The organism is Streptacidiphilus anmyonensis (assembly GCF_000787855.1).
GTDB classification, from domain to species: domain Bacteria; phylum Actinomycetota; class Actinomycetes; order Streptomycetales; family Streptomycetaceae; genus Streptacidiphilus; species Streptacidiphilus anmyonensis.
The window spans coordinates 69802-91459 of the sequence record NZ_BBPQ01000022.1; the positions used below are offsets into that span (position 1 = coordinate 69802).

The 21658-nt window shown below is 70.4% G+C and carries 17 protein-coding genes and 1 tRNA gene; 7 read left to right on the forward strand and 11 right to left on the reverse strand.

The annotated features are described in order from the left end of the window. Positions 1 to 8 precede the first annotated feature (8 nt). Both TR50_RS20435 and TR50_RS20440 read right to left on the reverse strand, forming a co-directional pair. Positions 9 to 1643: an APC family permease gene (locus TR50_RS20435; protein WP_042423293.1), complete on the reverse strand. Its 1635-nt coding sequence runs from the start codon at positions 1641 to 1643 to the stop codon at positions 9 to 11. A gap of 401 nt (positions 1644 to 2044) precedes the next feature. Then, positions 2045 to 2125 (reverse strand) — tRNA-Leu (locus TR50_RS20440). 91 nt (positions 2126 to 2216) lie between these two features. Here TR50_RS20440 and TR50_RS20445 point away from each other — a divergent pair. Next, positions 2217 to 2843 (forward strand): ANTAR domain-containing response regulator, encoded by a 627-nt coding sequence (locus TR50_RS20445; protein WP_236654499.1) that lies wholly within the window; start codon positions 2217 to 2219, stop codon positions 2841 to 2843. 57 nt (positions 2844 to 2900) lie between these two features. Here the strand turns inward: TR50_RS20445 and TR50_RS20450 are convergent, their stop codons facing one another. From TR50_RS20450 to TR50_RS20480, 7 genes are all read right to left on the reverse strand, one after another. Next, entirely contained in the window at positions 2901 to 3617 is a 717-nt protein-coding gene (locus tag TR50_RS20450; protein ID WP_042423301.1) for an ABC transporter ATP-binding protein, read from the reverse strand. Next, entirely contained in the window at positions 3614 to 4477 is an 864-nt protein-coding gene (locus TR50_RS20455) for an ABC transporter ATP-binding protein (RefSeq protein ID WP_042423419.1), read from the reverse strand. The genes TR50_RS20450 and TR50_RS20455 overlap by 4 nt, the downstream gene beginning before the upstream one ends. Positions 4478 to 4482: 5 nt before the next feature. Further along, a complete protein-coding gene (locus TR50_RS20460) occupies positions 4483 to 6276 on the reverse strand; it encodes a branched-chain amino acid ABC transporter permease (protein WP_052441136.1) in 1794 nt (597 codons plus the stop codon). A gap of 5 nt (positions 6277 to 6281) precedes the next feature. After that, positions 6282 to 7211: a branched-chain amino acid ABC transporter permease gene (locus TR50_RS20465; RefSeq protein ID WP_042423304.1), complete on the reverse strand. Its 930-nt coding sequence runs from the start codon at positions 7209 to 7211 to the stop codon at positions 6282 to 6284. Positions 7212 to 7350: 139 nt separating this feature from the next. Next, positions 7351 to 8586: a branched-chain amino acid ABC transporter substrate-binding protein gene (locus tag TR50_RS20470; RefSeq protein ID WP_042423307.1), complete on the reverse strand. Its 1236-nt coding sequence runs from the start codon at positions 8584 to 8586 to the stop codon at positions 7351 to 7353. 124 nt (positions 8587 to 8710) lie between these two features. Then, positions 8711 to 9370, reverse strand: coding sequence for a hypothetical protein (locus TR50_RS42685; protein WP_052441137.1), 660 nt, complete (start codon positions 9368 to 9370; stop codon positions 8711 to 8713). A 72-nt stretch (positions 9371 to 9442) separates the two neighbouring features. After that, on the reverse strand, positions 9443 to 9928 hold the full coding sequence (locus tag TR50_RS20480; RefSeq protein ID WP_236654500.1) for a PaaI family thioesterase: 486 nt from the start codon (positions 9926 to 9928) through the stop codon (positions 9443 to 9445). A 192-nt stretch (positions 9929 to 10120) separates the two neighbouring features. Between TR50_RS20480 and polA the strand changes: the two genes are divergently transcribed. From polA to pgfA, 3 genes are all read left to right on the forward strand, one after another. Further along, entirely contained in the window at positions 10121 to 12871 is a 2751-nt protein-coding gene (polA, locus tag TR50_RS20485) for a DNA polymerase I (protein ID WP_042423311.1), read from the forward strand. Positions 12872 to 13013: 142 nt separating this feature from the next. Then, positions 13014 to 13148: an SPW_0924 family protein gene (locus tag TR50_RS45645; RefSeq protein ID WP_152627380.1), complete on the forward strand. Its 135-nt coding sequence runs from the start codon at positions 13014 to 13016 to the stop codon at positions 13146 to 13148. 11 nt (positions 13149 to 13159) lie between these two features. Continuing rightward, complete coding sequence (pgfA, locus tag TR50_RS20490; protein WP_042423314.1) at positions 13160 to 14212, forward strand: cell envelope lipid trafficking protein PgfA; 1053 nt, start codon at positions 13160 to 13162, stop codon at positions 14210 to 14212. Here pgfA and TR50_RS20495 read toward each other — a convergent pair. Then, positions 14135 to 14986: a class I SAM-dependent methyltransferase gene (locus tag TR50_RS20495; RefSeq protein ID WP_042423317.1), complete on the reverse strand. Its 852-nt coding sequence runs from the start codon at positions 14984 to 14986 to the stop codon at positions 14135 to 14137. The two genes, pgfA and TR50_RS20495, sit on opposite strands and share 78 nt — an antisense overlap. Before the next feature lie 351 nt (positions 14987 to 15337). Between TR50_RS20495 and rpsA the strand changes: the two genes are divergently transcribed. From rpsA to coaE, 3 genes are all read left to right on the forward strand, one after another. Next, positions 15338 to 16834 (forward strand): 30S ribosomal protein S1, encoded by a 1497-nt coding sequence (gene rpsA, locus TR50_RS20500; protein WP_042367001.1) that lies wholly within the window; start codon positions 15338 to 15340, stop codon positions 16832 to 16834. Between the two features lie 193 nt (positions 16835 to 17027). Beyond that, positions 17028 to 19220 (forward strand): MMPL family transporter, encoded by a 2193-nt coding sequence (locus tag TR50_RS20505; protein WP_052441138.1) that lies wholly within the window; start codon positions 17028 to 17030, stop codon positions 19218 to 19220. A gap of 38 nt (positions 19221 to 19258) precedes the next feature. Next, positions 19259 to 19873: a dephospho-CoA kinase gene (coaE, locus tag TR50_RS20510; RefSeq protein ID WP_042423319.1), complete on the forward strand. Its 615-nt coding sequence runs from the start codon at positions 19259 to 19261 to the stop codon at positions 19871 to 19873. Here coaE and treZ read toward each other — a convergent pair. Next, positions 19843 to 21600 (reverse strand): malto-oligosyltrehalose trehalohydrolase, encoded by a 1758-nt coding sequence (treZ, locus tag TR50_RS20515; RefSeq protein ID WP_042423323.1) that lies wholly within the window; start codon positions 21598 to 21600, stop codon positions 19843 to 19845. The two genes, coaE and treZ, sit on opposite strands and share 31 nt — an antisense overlap. Between the last annotated feature and the right edge of the window lie 58 nt (positions 21601 to 21658).

A 21658-nucleotide genomic window follows, 5' to 3' on the forward strand; every position in this document is an offset into this window, starting at 1 on the left:
GCGGGAGGTCAGTGCCCACCCTCGTCCACGACCTCGACGTCCTCGATGTTCCGCTCGATCTCGGCGGCCTTGAGCGACGTGGCGATCGCCCAGTAGTACACGCCCAGGGCGAAGACGGCGACGATCGCGATGTCCACCCAGAGCGGGATGTTGCCGCTGCCGCCGAACTGGCCCTGCCAGGAGACGATGCCGATGCCGACCAGGTAGACCGGCAGCCACTGCGCCGACTTCCAGTCCATCTTCGGCGCGTAGGACTTGCCGGTGGCCGTGGCGTACCAGGCGTACGAACCCATCAGCAGGTAGCCGAGCAGGATCGCGAGGCCGAGGCGCCACAGGGTGCTCCAGCCGCTCCAGTAGATGATCAGGGTCGCGATGACGAACGACAGCGGCGAGATGACCTGGCCGAAGGGCAGGCGGTAGGGACGCTCACGCGCCGGCAGCTGCTTGCGCAGCGCGCCGTAGGCGAGGGGGGCGCCCGCGTACATCAGCACCGAGGCGGAGGTGATGAAGGAGACCAGCGCCTGCCAGCTCGGGAAGGGCAGGAAGCAGATGACGCCGACCACGAAGGAGATGATCAGGCCGAACCACGGGACACCCTGGCGCTCGGTCTTCTCGAACAGCTTCGGCGCGTAGCCGTTGCGGCTCAGACCGAAGGAGATGCGCGAGGTCGAGGTGGTGTAGATGAGGCCGGTACCGGCCGGGGAGACCACCGCGTCCAGGTAGAGGAACCAGGCCAGCCAGCCCAGACCGACCAGCGAGGCCAGACCCGCCCACGGGCCGGAGATGCCCTGGTAGGCCAGGCTCGCCCAGCCCTTGGCGAAGGAGGCGCCCGGCAGCGCGCCGATGTAGGCGACCTGCAGCAGGACGTAGATCGCGGCGCCGATGGCGACCGAGCCGAGGACGGCGCGGGGGATGTCCTTCTTCGGGTTCTTGCTCTCACCGGCGAGCTGGATCGCCTGCTCGAAGCCGAGCAGGGCGAAGATGATGCCGGAGGTGCTGATCGCGGCCAGGATGCCCTTGCCGCCGAACGGCATGAAGCCGTGCGAGGTGAAGTTGCTGCCGTGGAAGTGCGTCAGCGCCACGACGAAGATCGTCACCAGCGGGATGAAGATCTTCCACCAAGTCGCCGCGCTGTTGGTGTGCGCCAGTACCTTGACGCCCAGGAAGTTCACCGCCACGAAGACGGCCATGAGGATCACGGCGACCACGAAGCCGGAGGTCGTCAGTGTCCCGTCGGCGTTCTGGAACCCGGTGGCCCAGGACCAGTGACCGGCGTAGCCGATCATGGCCTCGACCTCGATCGGCGCCACGGTGGCGGCCTGCAGCCAGGAGAACCAGCCGAAGGACATGCCGGCGAGGCCGCCGAAGGTGTAGTGCGGGTAGCGCGCGGTACCACCGGCGACGGGGAACATGCCACCGAGCTCGGCGTGCACCAGGGCGAGCAGCACGATCGCGACCGCGCCGATCAGCCAGGAGATCACAGCGGCCGGACCGGCCATCATGACGGCGTTCTTCGCGCCGTAGAGCCATCCGGATCCGATGATCGAACCGACGGACGCCCACATCAGACCGATCAGGCCGATTTCACGGCGCAGGGTCCTGCCCTTGGCGGGGGATGAGGGCAGTTGGGTACTGGTGCTCATGCAAGCCTCTCGGAGGGTGGGGAGCAGTTGCTTGAGAGTTGCCCAACCGTAAGGGCGGCATTTATCCCATGCATAGATGCCGTTACTGAATAGATGCCTTCGGATGCTGTGTATTAGCTGCTCAGAGAATCCTCAACTCGCTGAGGAAAATTTGAGCATGGCTCGCAGCGGCGCAGATTATTCAGTCGTCTACGCGGGTTGCCCTAAGAATCCGATGGCGAGAGGGTCCGGTTCTTGAGATTCGTCGGCGGGCTGCCGGAGGCGCCCCGGAGGGGGGCGGTGGCGCGATGCGATGGCCGTAAGGGGCGGCGTGGGGGTGCGTCACTTGCAGGTGTGCCGTCGGCCCGGAGCGCGTGTGTCCACATCATGAGAAAGGCCCGCCGAAGCGGGCCCTCGCAGGGTGCCGGGTGCGGGATTCGAACCCGCAAGCCTTTCGGCAGATGTGTTTGAGACATCCGTGTATGCCGTTCCACCAACCCGGCCGGTGGTGTGCATCAGCACCATACCGTGTGCGCCCAGTGCGATGCAGCTAGGTAGGCTTGCGCCGTACGCCCCGGAGCTACGAGGAGCATCGTGACCGCCGCCGACGAGCAGGACCCGCACGTCCCGCCGACGACCACCCGTGTCGTCATCGCCGAGGACGAGGCACTGATCCGCCTCGACCTCAAGGAGATGCTTGAGGAGGAGGGCTACACCGTCGTCGGCGAGGCGGGTGACGGTGAGACGGCCGTCCGGCTGGCCGAGGAGTTGAAGCCCGACCTGGTCATCCTCGACGTGAAGATGCCCGTCCTGGACGGGCTCTCGGCTGCCGAGCAGATCCACCAGGCCCACATCGCGCCGACCTTGATGCTCACCGCCTTCTCCCAGCGCGAGCTGGTGGAGCGCGCCCGCGACGCCGGGGCGATGGCCTACATCGTCAAGCCGTTCAACAAGGGCGACCTGGTCCCCGCGATCGAGATGGCCGTCTCCCGCTACAGCGAGATGCGCGCGCTGGAGCTGGAGATCGAGGACCTCAACCTGCGTCTGGAGACCCGCAAGCTGGTCGACCGGGCCAAGAGCGTGCTGCAGACCAAGTTCGGGCTGACCGAGCCGGCCGCGTTCCGCTGGATCCAGAAGACCTCGATGGACCGGCGGATGACGATGAAGGCCGTCGCCGAGGCCGTCATCGAGGAAGGCGCTTCGCAGGACGCCAAGAAGTAGGGGACGACAGAAAGAGGGGTGCGGGGCCGACGGCCCCGCACCCCTCTTTCTGTTGTCTCAGTCCTCGCCGAGGTACGCCTTGCGGACGGACTCGTCGTGGAGCAGGTCCGCGCCGGTGCCGGACAGCGAGATCCGCCCGACCTCCATCACGTGCCCCTGGTCCGCCAGCGACAGCGCGGCCTGGGCGTTCTGCTCGACCAGCAGGATCGTCATGCCCTGCTCGCGCAGCTCCGCGATGGTGGACATGATCTTCTGCATCATGATCGGCGACAGGCCCATGCTGGGCTCGTCCAGCATCAGCAGCTTCGGCTGCGACATCAGCGCGCGGCCCATCGCCAGCATCTGCTGCTCACCGCCGGACAGCGTGCCGGCCGCCTGCTTCCGTCGCTCGCCGAGGATGGGGAAGAGCTCGTACGCCCGCTCGACGTCGGCCTGGATGCCCGGGGTGTCCCGGCGCAGGAACGCGCCGAGCAGCAGGTTCTCCTCGATGGTCATCCGCGCGAAGATGCGGCGGCCCTCGGGGGAGTGGGCCAGGCCCATCCTGACGATCTCGTGGGCGGGCTTGCCGTCGATCCGCTCGCCCTTGAAGAGGATGCTGCCCGACGTGGGCTGGTGCAGCCCGGATATGGTCCGCAGCGTGGTGGTCTTGCCGGCGCCGTTGGTGCCGATGAGGGTGACCACCTGTCCTTCCTCGATGCTGAAGGAGATTCCCTTGACGGCCTCGATCTTGCCGTAGGCGACGCGGAGGTCCTGGACCTCGAGAAGCGCGGTCACTGGTTCTCCTCCGGGGTGGTGCTGTCGTCCGCGGTGGTGCTGTCGGCGTCCGCCTCGTAGGGCGTGCCGAGGTAGGCGGCGACCACGCGCTCGTCGCCCTGGACGGTCGCGGCGTCGCCCTCCACGAGCTTCCGGCCCTGGACCAGGACGGCCACGCGGTCGCACAGGTTGAAGATGAAGCGCATGTCGTGCTCGATGACCAGGACGGCGATGCCGCGGTCCCGGACGGCGAAGACCAGTTCCTCGGTGGCCCGGGTCTCCTGGGGGTTCATTCCGGCCGTGGGCTCGTCGAGCAGCAGCAGGCCGGGTTCGCTGGCGAGGGCGCGGGCCACCTCCAGCTTGCGCTGCTCGCCGTAGGGGAGGTTGCGGGCCAGGCTGCCCGCCTTGTCGGCCAGGCCGACGAAGTCGAGGTACTCCATGGCCTTGGCCCTGGACTCGGCCTCCTCGCGGCGGTAGCCGGGGCCGCGCAGGATGGCCGAGAGGAGGCCCTCCTTGGTGCGGGTGTGCCGGCCGACGAGGACGTTCTCCAGGACCGTCATGTTGTGGAAGAGGCGGATGTTCTGGAAGGTGCGCGCCATCCCCGCCTGCGTCACCTTGTGCGGCTTGGGCGGGAGCGTCGCCCCCTTGTAGGTGACGGTCCCCTCGGTGGGGACGTAGAGGCCGGTGAGGCAGTTGAAGAAGGTGGTCTTCCCGGCTCCGTTGGGGCCGATGAGTCCGATGATCTCGCCGGTGTTGACGGTCAGCGAGACGTCGTTGACGGCGGTGAGGCCGCCGAAGCGCATGACGACGTTGCTCGCCTGGAGCAGCGGGGTGCCCGGGGCGGGTGCGTTGTCGACGGTGGCGGTGGTGGTGTCGGTCATCGCGTTCACGCCTCTGCGGTGCGGAGTTCGGGGGTGGGCCCTTCCTGGCCGCCCTCGGTCTGGGATTCGTGGAACTCCAGCTGGCGGCGGCGGTTGGGGATGATGCCCTCGGGACGGAAGCGCATGAAGAGGATCAGGGTGAGGCCGAAGAGCAGCAGCTGGTAGTCGTGCAGGAACGAGAGCTTCGCCTGCAGCAGGAAGAACAGCGAGGCGCCGACGAGCGGTCCCGAGACGGTGCCCATGCCGCCGATGACGACGGCGGCCAGCAGGAAGGCCGAGTTCGGCGGGGTGGGCCCGGCGAACTGGAAGGTGTCCGGCACGATGCTGTAGTTGACGTGGACGAAGACGGTGCCGGCGAGGCCGGCCAGGGTGGCGCCGAGGGCGAAGGCCAGCAGCTTGAAGCGGAAGCCGTTGATGCCCATCGCGGTCGCCGCGGTCTCGTCCTCACGGATGGCGACCCAGGCGCGTCCGATCCGGGAGTTGGCGGAGCGGGAGAACACCAGCACGATGATGGCGGTGAACAGCAGCATCAGCTCGAAGTAGTTGGCGAAGCGGCCGATGCTGAACGGCCCGAAGCTGTGGGCCGAGCCGAAGTCGAACCCGAGGATGTTCAGGTCGGGGACGTTGCTGATGCCGATGGCGCCGTTGGTGACGTTCGGGCCGGAGGTCCCGTCGAGGTTCTGCACGACGATGCGGAAGATCTCACCGAAGCCGAGGGTCACGATGGCCAGGTAGTCGCCGCGCACCCGCAGCGTGGGCGCGCCGAGCAGGACGCCGAAGATGCCGGACACGACGGCGCCGAGCAACGCCGCGGCCCAGAACGGGAACTGGACGTTGAACGCGGTGCCGGCGGCTCCGGAGACCAAGGCCGCGGTGTAGGCGCCGACACCGAGGAAGGCGACGTAGCCGAGGTCCAGCAGGCCGGCGAGGCCCACGACGATGTTCAGGCCGAGGGCGGTGGCCGCGAAGATCAGGATGGAGACGCCGAGGTTGGCGTTGGCCTCCGCGCTGCCGCCCGTCTGGGTGAAGGGGAAGAGTCCCGCCGCGACGAAGGCTCCGACGGAGGCGAGGACGCGGTGGCGCTGCATGATCTCGCCGAGCCGGGCGAAGTCGCCGGAGCGGTTCAGGGCCCAGGCGGCGAAACCGGTGAGGATGAGGAAACCGGCGAACAGCTCGGCGTAGGAGGTGTCGACGCCGTAGGCGAAGACGCCGAGGGCGGCGGCCAGGGTCAGCAGCACGACGCCCACTTCGAGGACGGCGGGCATCGGCTCGGCGGGGCGCAGCTCGGGGCGCTTGCCCGGGTAGAGCAGCACGCCGAGGCGGTTGCCCTGCGGGTGCTGCCCGTCGCGCGGCAGTCCGAGCGCGCCGGCGACGGCGAGGAGCGAGGCGACCCCTGCGACCCAGCCGCCGGTGGTGAGGTTGGCCAGGCCGCCGAGCTCGACGCTGATGGCGATGAGGGTGAACCAGGTGGTGGCGGCCGCGCCGACGGCGAGGATCACCGTCGTCCCCTCGGCGCCGCCGGGGGCCAGGCCGCGCAACCCCGGGGCGCCGTAGCCGACGAGGAGGTAGAGCAGCGTGAGCAGCCCGCCGGTGAACGTGATCCACTGCAGTCCGCCGGGGTAACCGGTGACGGTCAGGTCCCCGGGGAACTGCGAGCTGTAGGTCCAGGACAGGAAGGCGGAGGCGGCGGTGAGCACGGCGCCGGCCGCGGTGACCGCGCGGGCCGCGGCGGTCGGGAGCGGGATGGCCGGCTTGGGCGCGGCGGCGGCTTCGGGTCGGATCTGGAGGGTGTCGGTCATGGTGGTTACGCCCTGTCCGCGACGCGCTCACCGAGCAGGCCCTGCGGCCTGACCATGAGCACCAGGATGAGGATGACGAAGGCCCAGACGCTGGACCAGGACTGGCTGCTGAACTGGCTCATGCCGGGGATGTCGGCGATGTAGATCGCGGTGAGGTTCTGGACCAGGCCGAGGACCAGACCGCCGAGCATGGCGCCGTAGATGTTGCCGATGCCGCCGAGAACCGCCGCTGTGAAGGCGTAGAGGCCGGTGAGGAAGCCCATGTCGAACTTGATCTCGCCGTAGCGAAGCCCCCAGGCCACACCGGCGATCCCGGCGAAGCCGGCGCCGAGCGCGAAGGCGATGACGATGACCCGGTCGGTGTTGATGCCCATGAGCTTGGCGGTGTCCGGGTCCTGCGCGGTGGCCTGCATGGCCCGGCCGGTGCGCGTGGCGCGCACGAAGTAGGCCAGGAACAGGGTGGAGAGCACGGCGGCGACCACCACGAAGATGTCTGCCGACTGGATCAGCACGCCGCCGATGTGGAACGGGCCGCCCGGCAGGCTCGGGAAGACACGGGGCGACTTGGCGCTGGGGTAGAAGCCCCAGACCAGTTGCTGAAGGGTGATCGACACACCGATCGCGGTGATCAGCGGCGCGAGGCGTGGCGCGTTGCGCAGCGGCCGGTAGGCGAGCCGTTCGGTGAGGACGGCGATCACGGTCGAGGTGACGATGGCCCCGAGCAGCATCAGGGGGATGGCGATCCACATCGAGGTCCCGGAGCCGAGTCCGAGGTAGACCGACAGGGCGCCGAACGCACCGGTCATGAAGATCTCGCCGTGGGCGAAGTTGATGAGCTGGACGATGCCGTAGACGATCGTGTAGCCGACGGCGATCAGTCCGTAGGTCGCGCCCAGGAGCAGGCCGTTGACCAGGTTTTGCGGCAGTTCGTGCACCGCGGTCCTCCGTGTTCGAGCCGGTGTCGGACCCTGTCCGCGGACCGGACGTGGAACCGCGCGGGGGCAAGGTGTGGTGCCCCCGCGCGGTTGGTGTCTCAGAAGGTGCCTCGGCGGATGCGCGCCGGTGCGGGCGGCGTCAGCCGGAGAAGGTGCCGGTCTTGATGGTGGTCCAGACGCCGTTCTTGACGCCGTAGACGGTCAGCTGCTTGTTGGTCGCGTCGCCGTACTGGTCGAAGGAGACCGTGCCGGTCACACCGGAGAAGTTGACGTTGCTCATCGCCTTCTCCACCGCCTGACGCGGGTCGCTGGGCAGCTTGCCGTTGTTGGCGCTGACGACGGCCTTGACCGCCTCGATGATCGCCCAGGCGCTGTCGTAGGAGTAGCCGCCGTAGGCGCCGTAGGCCTGCGAGTAGCCGCCGGCCTTGTAGTTGGCCACGAAGGTCTGGGCGGAGGGCAGGGACTCCACCGGCGCGCCCACGGAGGTGGCGAAGTCGCCGTTGGAGGCGGTCCCGGCCAGCTTGATGTAGGTCGGGTCGTAGTTGCCGTCGCCGCCGATCATCGGGATGTTGACGCCCTGGGCCTTGAGCTGCTTGGTCAGCGGGGCCGCGTCCGGGTACTCGCCGCCGAAGTAGACGAAGTCGGCGCCGGAGGACTTGATCGCGTTGACCGTGGAGGAGAAGTCGCTCGCGCCGCTGGTGACGTGGTCCTGGCCGGCCACGGTGCCGCCGAGCTTGGTGAACTCGTCCTTGAAGGTGCCGACCAGGCCGACGCCGTAGGCGTCCTTGTTGTCGACCAGGAAGACCTTCTTCTTGCCCAGCGTGCTGAAGGCGAACTGCGCGGCGAAGGGGCCCTGGATCGCGTCCGTGGTGGCGGTGCGGAAGTAGGACGCGAAGGGACGGGCCTTGGTGCCGGTCTGCCAGTTCGGGCCCTGGGTCAGCGCCGGGTTGGTGTTGGCCGGGGAGACCTCGACCAGGTTGGCGTTGTTGAAGGTCTTCTGCATGGTCAGCGCGACGCCGGAGTTCAGCGGGCCGACGACGCCGACGACGGAGCTGTCGCCGACGAGCTGGGTGGCGTTCAGGCTGCCCTGCTGCGGCGCGGCCTTGTCGTCCAGGGCCTCGATCTTGAAGGTGACCCCGGGGACCTCGTTGGTCTTGTTCGCGGTCTTGACGGCGAGGTCGACGGAGTTCTGGATCCCGATGCCGAGGGCCGAGAGCGAACCGGTGAGCGGCGCGTCGACGCCGATGGTGACGGTGGTGGAGCCGGAACCGGAGCCGCCACTGCCGCTGTTCGACGCACGGGAGCCACAGGCGGTGAGGGTGAGGGTGCCGGTGGCCGCGATGGCGGTCAACACAAGCAGGGAACGGTTGCGCACGGAGATTCCTTCCTCTGGCATGAGGGGGTCGATCCGCGCGCAGGCCCCGACCTGTCTACCCATGGCGCGGTGACTGGCCGTGACTTTAGGCCTCCGTTGCGCTCGCCTGGGAGCTATTGGATGTCTATGTGATGGAGCTGTTATCAGCTGAGGAAGATTTGAGACTTCGCCCTCGACGGCAGGCGACGGTCATCGCACGGTGCAGGTCTGAGGTGTATCTGTCACCGAGTATTTCGCTTTCCTGCCCGATTGCACGGATGTTACGGAACGTAACGTCGATGAAGGGTAGTTCGTCGTCCATCGGGATCCGGGAGCAGTCGGTCGCGGTGGCGATGAGCTGGATGTGCACCGTTTGCCCGGGTTGTACTGCAAGTGGCAGGCGGGGGGCGGTGCGCAGTGTCAAGCCCCGGTAGGCGACGGTGACTTGAACAACCGTCAGGGTGGCTGCGTCCTGGTTGCGCACGGAGACGAGGAAGCCGGCGGTGCGGCCCGACGGATCGTCGGCGGACATCCCGTCATATCCGTCATAGGTGACGGCGGCGTGTTCGGCTGGCCATGCCGTCGGTGCGGGAGCCGGGGGTTGAGGGCGCGTCAGATCCGCCACCAGAAAACCCAGGACGAGAAGCGCGGCGGGGGCGAGCGTCAGCGCCAGCCTGCGCCGCGCGCCCTGCCGACGCCACCAGCTGCCGAATCTGCGCTCCGCGCCGCGGGATTCGAGGATCTCGACCGGCTCGGGACCGGAGCCCGCCATGCGCGCTTGCTGCCCGCGGCGCAGGGTGGTCAAACGCGCAGGGTGGTCGAACGCGCAGGGGGAGCCGCACCACGGACGGTGCGGCTCCCCCTGCGCGCGCGAGGTCTACAGGTCGCGCAGCATGCAGGTCAGCCGGCAGCTGGTGATGCGGCGGCCCTGGTCGTCGGTGATGGCGATCTCGTAGGTCGCCGCCGTGCGGCCGCGGAAGACCGCCGTGGCCACGCCGGTGACCAGGCCGGAGGTGGCGCTGCGGTGGTGGGTCGCGTTCAGGTCGACGCCGACCGCGTAGCGGCCGGGACCGGCGTGCAGCATCGAGCCGATGGAGCCGAGCGTCTCGGCCAGCGCCGCGGACGCGCCGCCGTGGAGCAGGCCGTAGGGCTGCTGGTTGCCGTCGACGGGCATGGTGCCGACCACGCGCTCCGGGGACGCCTCCACGATCCGGATGCCGAGCTTCTCACCGAGATGCCCGCCGGAGAAGGTCTCGGGCGTCACCCCCAGCTTCGCGAAGTGGTCCAGCACGTCCTGCGGGACGTTCAGCTGGATGCCGGGCTGCTCCGTGCCGGGCTGCTCGGTGCTGGGCTGGTCGGCCATGTTGCTCCTGACGCCGTCGTCGTTCGGGATCACCGTCGTGCGAGATCGGTGCGATCGTACGACGCGGGAGGCCGCGGAGCCGATGTGACCCAGGTCGCTCCGCAGCTGCGACACGGCGGGGAAGTGTCAGTGCCGGGCCATAGGATTCCAGCGCAAGCAGAAGGAAGTCGGCAGAGCGGCGGGTGGCGAGGCATGGCAGGCAGCAAGGGCACGACCGGCGGGGGCAAGGGGCGCCTGCTGCTCATGGACGGCCACTCCATGGCCTACCGCGCCTTCTACGCCCTCCCCGAGGAGAACTTCAGCACGGTCACCGGGCAGCCGACCAACGCGGTCTACGGCTTCACCTCGATGCTCGCCAACATCCTGCGCGACGAGCAGCCGACGCACTTCGCCGTGGCCTTCGACGTCTCCCGCAAGACCTTCAGGGCGGGCATCTACCCGGAGTACAAGGCCACCCGCTCCGCCTCGCCCGAGGGCTTCCGCGGCCAGGTCGAGCTGGTCTCCGAGCTGCTGGACGCGATGCACGTGCCGCACCTGCGCTCGCCCGAGTTCGAGGCCGACGACATCATCGCCACGCTGGCCACCGCCGCCGCGGCCGAGGGCTACGAGGTGCTGATCCTCACCGGCGACCGGGACTCGCTCCAGCTGGTCACCGAGAACGTCACCGTCCTCTACCCGACCAAGGGCGTCTCCGAGTTCACCCGGTACACCCCCGACAAGGTGTTCGAGAAGTACGGCGTCACCCCCGCCCAGTACCCGGACCTCGCCGCGCTGCGCGGGGACCCGTCGGACAACCTGCCGGGCATCCCCGGCGTCGGCGAGAAGACGGCCGCCAAGTGGATCAACCAGTACGGCAGCTTCGCCGAGCTGGTCGCCCACGCCGAGGAGGTCAAGGGCAAGATCGGCGAGAAGCTCCGGGCGGGCCTGGACGACGTCAAGCTCAACCGCGAGCTGACCGAGCTGATCCGCACCGTCGAGCTGCCGCTCGGGCTCGACGACCTGGCCCGGCAGCCCTACGACGTGCCGGCCACCACGCTGCTGCTGGACACCCTGGAGTTCCGCAACCAGCAGCTGCGCGACCGCCTCTTCGCCGTCGACCCGGGCGCGGGCTCGGGCGACGCCGAGGGCGGGGTCGACGTGCACGCCGGGCCGGGCGTCGACATCCACGGCGTGGTGCTGACCGAGCCCGGCGCGCTCGCCGCGTGGCTCGCCGAGCACGCCGCCGAGGCGCGGGTCGGCCTCGCCGCGGACTACGCGTGGGCGCTCGGTGAGGGCCACGTCAAGGCCGTGGCGCTGGCCGTCGAGTCCGGGCCGGCCGCCTGGTTCGACCCGACCGCCCTGGCCGAGGCCGACGAGCGGGCCTTCGCCGCCTGGCTCGCCGACGACTCCCGGCCCAAGGCGCTGCACATCGCCAAGCAGGTCCAGCGGGCCTTCGCCGAGCACGGCTGGCAGATCGCCGGCGTCGGGGCGGACAGCGCACTGGCCGCCTATCTGGAGAAGCCGGGCCGCCGCACCTTCGGCCTCGACGTGCTCGCCGAGGAGTACCTCGGCCGCACGCTCGGTTCCGCCGAGGCCGCCGACTCCGGTCAACTCGCCTTCGGCGACGAGGCGTCCGAGGACGACGCGGCCGCGGCCGCCGCCGAGCTGCTCATGGTCGAGGCCCGCACCGTCCTGGACCTCGCCGTGGTGCTCGAGGAGCGCCTCGGCAAGGACAGCTCGCTCGCCCTGATGCGCGAGCTGGAGCTGCCCATCGCCGAGCTGCTGGCCCGGATGGAGCGCACCGGCATCGCCGCCGACCGCGAGTGGCTGACCCAGCTCGAGATCCAGTTCGGCGCGGCCGTCCAGCAGGCGGTCAAGGAGGCCCACCACGCGGTCGGCCACGAGTTCAACCTCGGCTCGCCCAAGCAGCTCCAGGAGATCCTCTTCAACGAGCTGGGCCTGCCCAAGACCAAGAAGATCAAGACGGGCTACACCACGGACGCCGACGCGCTCACCTGGCTGGCCGGCCAGACCGAGCACGAGCTGCCCGTCCTGCTGCTGCGCCACCGCGACCAGACCCGGCTGCGCAGCACGGTCGAGGGCCTGATCAAGACCATCGCCGCCGACGGCCGCATCCACACCACCTTCAACCAGATGGTCGCCGCGACCGGCCGCCTCTCCTCCACGGACCCGAACCTGCAGAACATCCCGGTCCGCACCGAGGAGGGCCGGATGATCCGCCGCGCCTTCGTGGTCGGCGAGGGCTACGAGACGCTGCTGACAGCCGACTACAGCCAGATCGAGCTGCGCGTCATGGCCCACCTGTCCGAGGACGCGGGCCTGATCGCCGCGTTCACCTCCGGTGAGGACCTGCACACCACCGTCGGCTCCTACGTCTTCGACGTCGCGCCGGACGCGGTCGACGCGGAGATGCGCCGCAAGGTCAAGGCGATGTCCTACGGCCTTGCCTACGGGTTGTCCGCCTTCGGCCTCTCCCAGCAGCTCGGCATCGAGACCGCCGAGGCGCGCCGCCTGATGGACACCTACTTCGAGCGCTTCGGCGGGGTCCGCGACTACCTCCAGCGCGTCGTCGAGGAGGCCCGCGGCACCGGTTACACCGAGACCCTGCTCGGCCGCCGCCGCTACCTGCCGGACCTCACCAGCGACAACCGCCAGCGCCGCGAGATGGCCGAGCGGATGGCGCTGAACGCGCCCATCCAGGGCTCGGCGGCGGACATCGTCAAGATCGCCATGCTCAAGGTCGACGCGGCCCTGCGCGAGGCGGAGCTCGCCTCGCGCATGCTGCTCCAGGTCCACGACGAGATCGTGCTGGAGATCGCCCCGGGCGAGCGCGCCGCCGTCGAGGAGCTGGTCCGCCGCGAGATGGCCGGCGCGTACCCGCTGCGCGCCCCGCTCGACGTCTCCGTCGGCGCCGGCCGCAACTGGGAGGACGCCGGCCACTGAGCGCTGTCCGGGCTCGGCCCTCTGACGCACCGACAGGCGCGGGCGGAGGGCCGAGCCCCGGAGAGGTAGAACCTGTTCTCATTTGTCGCCCGCGACGCTACGGTGCGCTTCTGCCCGGCATCGAGCGGAAGGGGCGGGGGACATGCGTGCGCTGATCGCAGCGGCCGTGGGAGCCGCGGTGGCGGTGGTGGTGGCCCTGGTGGCCGTGCCGCTGGCCGACCAGAACGGGCCGACCACGGCCAAGCCCCTGCTCACCAGCGCCCCGGCGCACCCGTAGGGGAGGGCGGGATGCGGCAGCGGCTCGCTCTGGTCCTGGTGGCCCTCGCGGCCTTCCTCGCCGTGCTCGGCGTCATGCTGCGCGCGTGGGTCTACCCCCACGTCGTCGCGGTGCCGGACAACCAGTACCAGGCCGTCGTACTGGAGGCGAAGGACGCCACCCTCATCGACTACAGCTCGATGACCGCGGTCCCGCACCAGCACGTCACCATCGTCGAGACCCTCAAGGGCGACGCGGCCGCGGCCCAGGCCGAGAAGAAGCGCACCGGGCGGGACGTCGTCGTGTGGGACGCGCTCTCCTACGTCCTCGGCAACGACGGCAAGCGGCTCTCCGCCATCCCGGAGGTCTACCCCTTCGACGCGCACACCCAGGACCCGGTCCACTGCTGCGGGGAGAACGTCGACGGCGACGCGCTCAGCCGGGTCGGCATCGAGTACAAGTTCCCCTTCGACACGCAGCCGCACGACTACCAGTACTTCGATCCGCAGACCCGCACCTCGGCGCCCATCCACTACAAGGGGACCACCACGCTCGACGGGCTGACCGTCTACTACTTCGAGCAGACGATCCCCTGGACCCGGGTGCCGTTCCCCAAGGCCATGCCGGCGGGCGTGGCGATCACGCCCGACCAGATCGACAAGCTCGGCTACCAGCGCTGGTACACCACCGTCCGGAAGTTCTGGGTCGATCCCGTCACCGGCGCGCCGATCAACGGTGAGGAACTGCACGACGAGCAGTTGCGGATGCCGCCGAGCTCCGGCATGGCGCCGGTGACGATCTTCTCCGGGGACGTGAGGATCCGCCCCGACTACCAGGCCGCGACCGTCGCCCTGGTGAAGAAGGAGCGCACGCTGCTGCTGATGCTGCGCGACTATCTCCCGTTCGGGCTACCGCTGTTGGGCCTGGTCGCACTGGCGCTCGCCTTCGTCGTCGAGGGTCGCGCGCGGATCCGGGCCGCCCGGACCCCGCAGGGCCGGGCGGCGGCCTCAGTCGCGGACGCAGACGAAGACGGCGGTGCCGGGGATGTGCCGTCCGCGCAGGGGGCTCCAGCCGCCCCACTCTGAGGTGAGGCCCTCGGGCCACTCCGGCTCGACCAGGTCGACGAGCCGGAAGCCGGCCAGTGTCAGCTCCCGCACCCGGTCGCCGAGCGTGCGGTGGTGCTCGACGTAGACGGCGGCCCCGGTCTCGTCCTGCTCGACGTAGGGCGTGCGGTCGAAGTAGGAGGCGCTGGCCGTCAGGCCCTCGACGCCGGGCTCGTCCAGGAAGGCCCAGCGGATCGGGTGGGTGACCGAGAAGACCCACCGTGAGCCGGGCCGCAGCACCCGGTGCACCTCGCGCATCAGCCGCGCCGTGTCGGCGACGAAGGGCACCGCGCCGTAGGCGGAGCAGGCCAGGTCGAAGCTCTCGTCGGCGAAGGGCAGCACCGTGGCGTCCGCCTGGACCAGCGGCACGGGCGTGCGGGCCGCCTGCTCGTCGATGCGGCGGGCGTGCTGGAGCTGCCGGTGCGAGAGGTCCAGCGCGACCGGGAGCGCCCCCTGGTCGGCGAGCCAGCGGGAGCACTGCGCGGCGCCCGCGCCGATCTCCAGCACCCGTGCGCCGGGCAGCGCCGCGTGGTCGCCGAGCAGGTGGGCGTCGTCCTCGTCCAGGCCCTCCGGGCACCAGACGAAGCGGGCGTCGCCGAGGAACGCGCCGTGTTCCAGCTGGTACTCGTCCGCGTTGCGGTCCCACCAGCCGCGGTTGGCGCGGCTGCTCTCGGCTGCGCCGGCCTGGCGGCGCACGGCCTCGGCGTCGTCGTCGACACCGGGCTCGATGTTCTGGGGGGGCGTGTCATTGATCATGTCGGCGATAGCGTAACCTTGGCGCCGTAGCAAGCGAGGTCACCTCGGGGTCTTGCGGAAACTCCCGTTCGGGCGATAGACAACTCATCCATCCGGGCCCAAGCCGCACTGCGGCTTCCGCATTGACCGTCCATGGCTGTCCCCGTATGCTACAAGTTGCGCTGCGGGCCTGCGCGCCTCGGACGGAGCAGGTCGCGCTCGCATCTGTTGAAGACTCCACGTTTCTTCGCTTGCTTGCTTGTCCTCTGTGCGGCATCCAGCTGATGGGCGTGGCGTCCTTGGTGGAGCGATCACGGGTCCCCGGCGTGGTAGTACCTACGACTTCATGTCCGTACCGGAGCCCCTTTCCTAATGACGAGCAGCACCGAGGCCCCCACCACTCCCCAGGTTGCGGTCAACGACATCGGCGACGCCGAGGCCTTCCTCGCCGCGATCGACGAGACCATCAAGTACTTCAACGATGGTGACATCGTCGAAGGCACCATCGTGAAGGTTGACCGTGACGAGGTGCTCCTCGACATCGGTTACAAGACCGAGGGCGTCATCCCGTCCCGCGAGCTGTCGATCAAGCACGACGTCGACCCGCACGAGGTCGTCGCCGTGGGCGACAGCATCGAGGCCCTGGTCCTCCAGAAGGAGGACAAGGAGGGTCGCCTGATCCTGTCCAAGAAGCGCGCCCAGTACGAGCGCGCCTGGGGCACGATCGAGAAGATCAAGGACGAGGACGGCATCGTCACCGGTACCGTCATCGAGGTCGTCAAGGGTGGTCTCATCCTCGACATCGGCCTCCGTGGCTTCCTCCCGGCCTCCCTGGTCGAGATGCGTCGCGTCCGCGACCTCCAGCCCTACGTGGGCAAGGAGCTCGAGGCCAAGATCATCGAGCTGGACAAGAACCGCAACAACGTGGTCCTGTCCCGCCGTGCCTGGCTGGAGCAGACCCAGAGCGAGGTCCGCCAGACCTTCCTCACCACCCTGCAGAAGGGCCAGGTGCGCTCCGGCGTCGTCTCCTCGATCGTCAACTTCGGTGCCTTCGTGGACCTGGGTGGCGTCGACGGCCTGGTGCACGTCTCCGAGCTGTCCTGGAAGCACATCGACCACCCGTCCGAGGTTGTCGAGGTCGGCCAGGAGGTCACCGTCGAGGTCCTCGACGTCGACATGGACCGCGAGCGTGTCTCCCTGTCGCTGAAGGCGACCCAGGAGGACCCGTGGCAGCAGTTCGCCCGGACCCACCAGATCGGTCAGGTCGTCCCGGGTAAGGTCACCAAGCTGGTTCCGTTCGGTGCGTTCGTCCGCGTGGACGAGGGCATCGAGGGCCTGGTCCACATCTCCGAGCTGGCCGAGCGCCACGTCGAGATCCCGGAGCAGGTCGTCCAGGTCGGCGACGAGATCTTCGTCAAGGTCATCGACATCGACCTCGAGCGTCGTCGCATCAGCCTCTCGCTGAAGCAGGCCAACGAGTCCTTCGGTGCCGACCCGATGGCGGTCGAGTTCGACCCGACCCTCTACGGCATGGCCGCGTCCTACGACGACCAGGGCAACTACATCTACCCGGAGGGCTTCGACCCCGAGGCGAACGACTGGCTGCCCGGCTACGAGAAGCAGCGTGAGGAGTGGGAGCGCCAGTACGCCGAGGCGCAGGCCCGCTTCGAGCAGCACCAGGCCCAGGTCGTCAAGAGCCGCGAGGCCGACGCCGAGGCCGCTGCCGCGGGCGAGGGTGCCGCTGCCGAGACCGGCGGTGCCGTCTCCGGTGGCTCGTACTCCTCCAGCAGCGAGGAGACCTCGGGCGCCCTGGCGACCGACGAGGCCCTGGCCGCGCTCCGCGAGAAGCTGGCGGGTGGCCAGAGCTGAGGCTCTGCCCCACGCGCTAGTCGCTAGCGTCTGACGAACCCCCGCCCGGGGAACCGGGCGGGGGTTCGTTCGTTGCCGGAGGTTTAACCGCAGCTGACGACTATGGCGCAGCCCATACCGGAATCCTCTACCGATCAAGGGACATCTCGGTCACCGTTGACTGAGTTGCCCTGAACGGAAGCAGGCCGTCCACATGCACCAGACCTCCTCGAAGCTCCGCGGTCCTTTCGCGGCGCTCGGCCGGTTCAGCTTCCGCCACCGTCGCTGGGTGGCGCTCGCCTGGGCCGTGCTCATCGTGATCGGTCTGGTCTTCGGCACCAAGGTCTTCAACGCGGCGGCCCCCTCCGCCAAGGCGGCCGGCTCCGAGTCCGCGACCGGCTCCGCGCTCCTGTCCCAGTACGGCACCAGCGGGGACGCGCTCCAGGCGCTCGTGAGCGGCAAATCCCCCGACGACGCGGGCGTGAAGGCGGCCGTCACCTCGGCGGAGCAGGACCTGCGCGTCATGCCCGGCGTCGCGTCCGTCACCGACGTCCGCGCCCAGAACGGTTCCTCGCAGATCCTGAGCGTCCAGCTGAGCGACGCGAAGGCGGTCGACCAGGCGGGCGCCCGGCTGGACCGGATCGGCGCCGACAGCGGTGCGAGCGTCAAGCTCGGCGGCAACCAGGTCCTCGCGCAGCAGGTGCAGCAGCAGACCAAGTCCGACACCGAGACCGGTGAGATGGTCGCCCTGCCGATCACGCTGGCCGTGATGGTGCTGATCTTCGGCGGCTTCATCGCCGCCGGGCTGCCGCTGATCGGCGCGATCGGCTCGGTCGCCGGCGCCCTGCTGGCCCTGCTGGGCTTCACCCAGATCATGCCGATCGACACCAGCGTCCTGCCGATCACCACCGTGCTCGGCCTCGGCCTCTCCATCGACTACGCCCTGCTGGTGGTCAACCGCTTCCGGGAGGAGCGGAGCAAGGGCGCGACCATCGAGCAGGCCGTGGAGCGCACCAGCGCCACGGCCGGTCGGACCATCGCGTTCTCCGCGCTGACCGTCGCCGTCGCCCTCTCCGGCCTCTTCGTGCTCACCAGCCCGATCTTCCACGCGGTCGCCGCGGCGGGCGTCAGCGTCGTGGTCATCACCGTGCTGTCCGGGCTGACGCTCGTCCCGGCCCTGCTGGGCTTCGCCGGGAAGAAGATCAAGCCGCCCAAGCAGGGCGTCCGGGACAAGGGCCGCTTCGCCTGGGTGGTGCGCAAGGTCCGCCGCCGCGCGCTGCCGGTGGCGCTGGCCACCGTGGCCCTGCTGATCGCCGCGGCGGCGCCGTTCTTCGGCGCGCACGCGCAGAGCCTGGGCACCCAGACCCTGCCCACCAGCTTCAGCGCGCGGACCGTCGCCGACGCCGTCGCCGCGGACTACCCGACGCTGAAGGACCCCGACATCACCGTCCTGGTCAAGAGCGACCCGGCCACGGCCGACGGCTACGCCAAGCACGTCGCCGCGCTGCCGGACGTGAAGTCCGCCGCCGTGACCGAGGCCGGCGGCAGCGGCCCGTCCGCGTGGGCCGCGGTCGGCGTCCACGTCGACGGCAGCGCCCAGGGCGCGACCGCCCAGCACGTCGTCGGCGAGCTGCGCGCCGACCGCGAGGGCCTGACCACCTGGGTCACCGGCGACGCGGCGAGCGTCGTCGACTTCCACCACGAGATCAGCTCGCGCGGACCGTGGGCGCTGGGGCTGATCGTCGCCGCGACGTTCGTGCTGCTCTTCCTGATGACGGGCTCCGTGGTGGTGCCGATCAAGGCGCTGGTGATGAACCTGCTCTCGCTGGGCGCGGCGCTGGGCATGATGACCCTGGTCTTCCAGGGCGGCTGGTTCAGCGGCCTCCTCGGCTTCACGCCCACGGGCGGGCTGGAGGCGTGGATCCCAGTCCTGGTCTTCGTCTTCTCCTTCGGCCTGTCGATGGACTACGAGGTCTTCCTGCTCTCGCGGATCAAGGAACTCCACGACGAGGGCTACTCCTGTGCGCGCTCGGTCGAGCTGGGCGTGCAGCGCAGCGGCCGGATCATCACCTCGGCGGCGGCGCTGATGGTGATCGTCTTCCTCGGCTTCTCGACCGGGCGGATGCTGGACATCAAGGAGATCGGGCTGGCCCTGGCCGTGGCCGTCCTGGTGGACGCGACGCTGGTGCGGATGCTGCTGGTCCCGGCGACCATGTCCATGTTCGGCCGGCTCAACTGGTGGGCCCCGCCCTTCCTGCGCCGCCTGCACGCCCGCTACGGCTTCAAGGAGCACGCGGTCCTGCCGCCGCTGCCCGTCGTGACCGCCCTCCCGGTCCAGCGGGCCGAGGAGCCGGCACCGGAGCCCGCGGCCACCCAGCCCGCGGCCACCCTGATGAAGGCGAGCTGACCGCACGCCCTTAAAGGCGCACTGCTAGGTTGCTGCCCATGGTGAAGGTCGGACTCACAGGCGGCATCGGCGCGGGCAAGAGCGCGGTGTCGGCGCTGCTCGCGGAGCTGGGCGCGGTGATCGTGGACGCGGATCTGATCGCGCGCGAGGTCGTCGCGCCGGGGACCGAGGGCCTGGCGGCCGTCGTCGCCGAGTTCGGCGACGACGTGCTGGCCGCCGACGGGTCGTTGGACCGGCCGAAGCTGGGGGCGGTCGTCTTCGCCGACCCGGCGCGGCTCGCCGCACTCAACGCGATCGTGCACCCGCTCGTCGGGCGGCGGTCCGCGGAGCTGGAGGGCGCCGCGGGGCCCGACGCGGTCGTCGTGCACGACGTGCCCCTGCTCGCCGAGAACGGCCTCGCGCCGCTGTACGACGTGGTCGTCGTGGTGGACGCCGCCGACGAGACGCGGGTGCGGCGACTGGTCGAGCTGCGGGGGATGGCCGAGGCGGACGCCCGCGCCCGGATGGCCGCGCAGGCCGACCGCGAGGCGCGGCTCGCCGTCGCGGATCTGGTGATCGACAACGACGGGCCGCTGGAGCGGCTCGCGCCGCAGGTGCGCGAGGTGTGGCAGAAGCTGGTCGGCTACCGGCCGGACGCCGCGCCGGAGGCGTGAGCCCGCAGCACCGTCACGGCCGGCGGGAACTGCGCGAGCACCGTCCCCGGCGGCAGCGGTAGCTCGTGTGCCGGGCCGGTCCCGGTCGAGAGGTCGACGCCCACGGCCAGCTCGCCGCGGCGCAGCACGAGCCAGCGGTCCGTCTCGCTGTACTGGACCTCCGCGGGGCCGTGGGCGAGCGGGCGCAGCCGGATCAGCCGGCGGTACCAGTCGAGCAGCGCCGCGTGGCCGCCGCCGGCCTGCTGGGGCTGGGACCAGTCCAGCCGGGAGTCGGTGAAGGTCGACTCCGCCTGCGGGTCGGGGATCTCCTCCGGCTTCCAGCCGTGCTCGGCGAACTCGCGGCGGCGGCCCTCGCGGACGGCGCGGGCCAGGGCCGGGTCCTGATGGTCGGTGAAGTACATCCAGGGCGTCGTCGCGCCCCACTCCTCGCCCATGAACAGCATCGGTGTGAACGGCGCCAGCAGCACCAGTGCCGCGCCCGCCGCCAGTCGCTCGAGCGTGAGCGACGCGGCGAGCCGGTCGCCGCGGGCGCGGTTGCCGACCTGGTCGTGGGTCTGGGCGTAGCCGAGCAGCCGGTGCGCCGGGGTGCGGGCCGGGTCGAGCGGTCGGCCGTGGGTGCGGCCGCGGAAGCTGGACCAGGTGCCGTCGTGGAACCAGCCGGCGGTCAGGGTCTTCGCCACGGCGTGGAGCGGGCGCTCGGCGAAGTCGGCGTAGTAGCCCTGGCCCTCGCCGGTCAGCGCCGCGTGCAGGGCGTGGTGGAAGTCGTCGCTCCACTGCGCGGCGAGCCCGATGCCGCCGGCCTCGCGGGCGGTGATCAGCCGCGGGTCGTTCAGGTCCGACTCGCCGACCAGGAACAGCGGCCGACCTGTGCGCTCGGCCAGTTCGTCGACGGCGGCGGCCAGCTCCTCCAGGAAGGTCAGCGCCCGGTCGTCCACGAGGGCGTGCACGGCGTCCAGTCGCAGCCCGTCGATCCGGTAGTCGCGCAACCAGGCCAGGGCGCTGCCGACGAAGTAGGCGCGGACCTCGTCGGAGCCCGGCGCGTCCAGGTTCACCGCCGAACCCCAGGGCGTCTGGTGACGGTCGGTGAAGTACGGCCCGTAGGCGGGCAGGTGGTTGCCGGAGGGCCCGAGGTGGTTGTGCACCACGTCGAGGATCACGCCGAGACCGTACCCGTGGGCGGCGTCGACCAGGCGCTTCAGCCCCTCGGGTCCGCCGTAGGGCTCGTGGACGGCCCAGGGCGCCACACCGTCGTAACCCCAGCCGTGGCGGCCGGGGAAGGGGCAGACGGGCATCAGCTCGATGTGGGTGACGCCCAGGTCGCGCAGGTGCGGCAGCCGGGCGGCGACGCCGTCGAAGGTGCCCTCGGGGGTGAAGGTGCCGACGTGCAGCTCGTAGACGACGGCCCCGGCCAGGCCCCGGCCCGGCCACTGCGGGGCCGTCCAGTGGAAGGCCGTGTGGTCGACCAGCTGTGACAGCCCGTCCGGCCCGTCCGGCTGGCGTGCCGAGCGCGGGTCGGGGTGGGCCGGCCCGCCGTCGAGACGGAACCCGTAGCGGCTCCCGTCCGGATCGGCCGAGACGCCCGCCGTCCACCAGCCGGTCCTGGCGGGGTCCGGGCGCATGGCGTGCACGGCCCCGTCGACCTCCACCTCCACACGGGCGTGGTCGGGCGCCCACACGGCGAACCGGTGCGGGCGGCGGGCGCGGGACCCGCCGGCGGGCGCGGGCACGGCGGGCTGCGGCGACGGCACGGGCGAGGGCTGGGCCGGCGGCGCGGGGGGGCGGGCG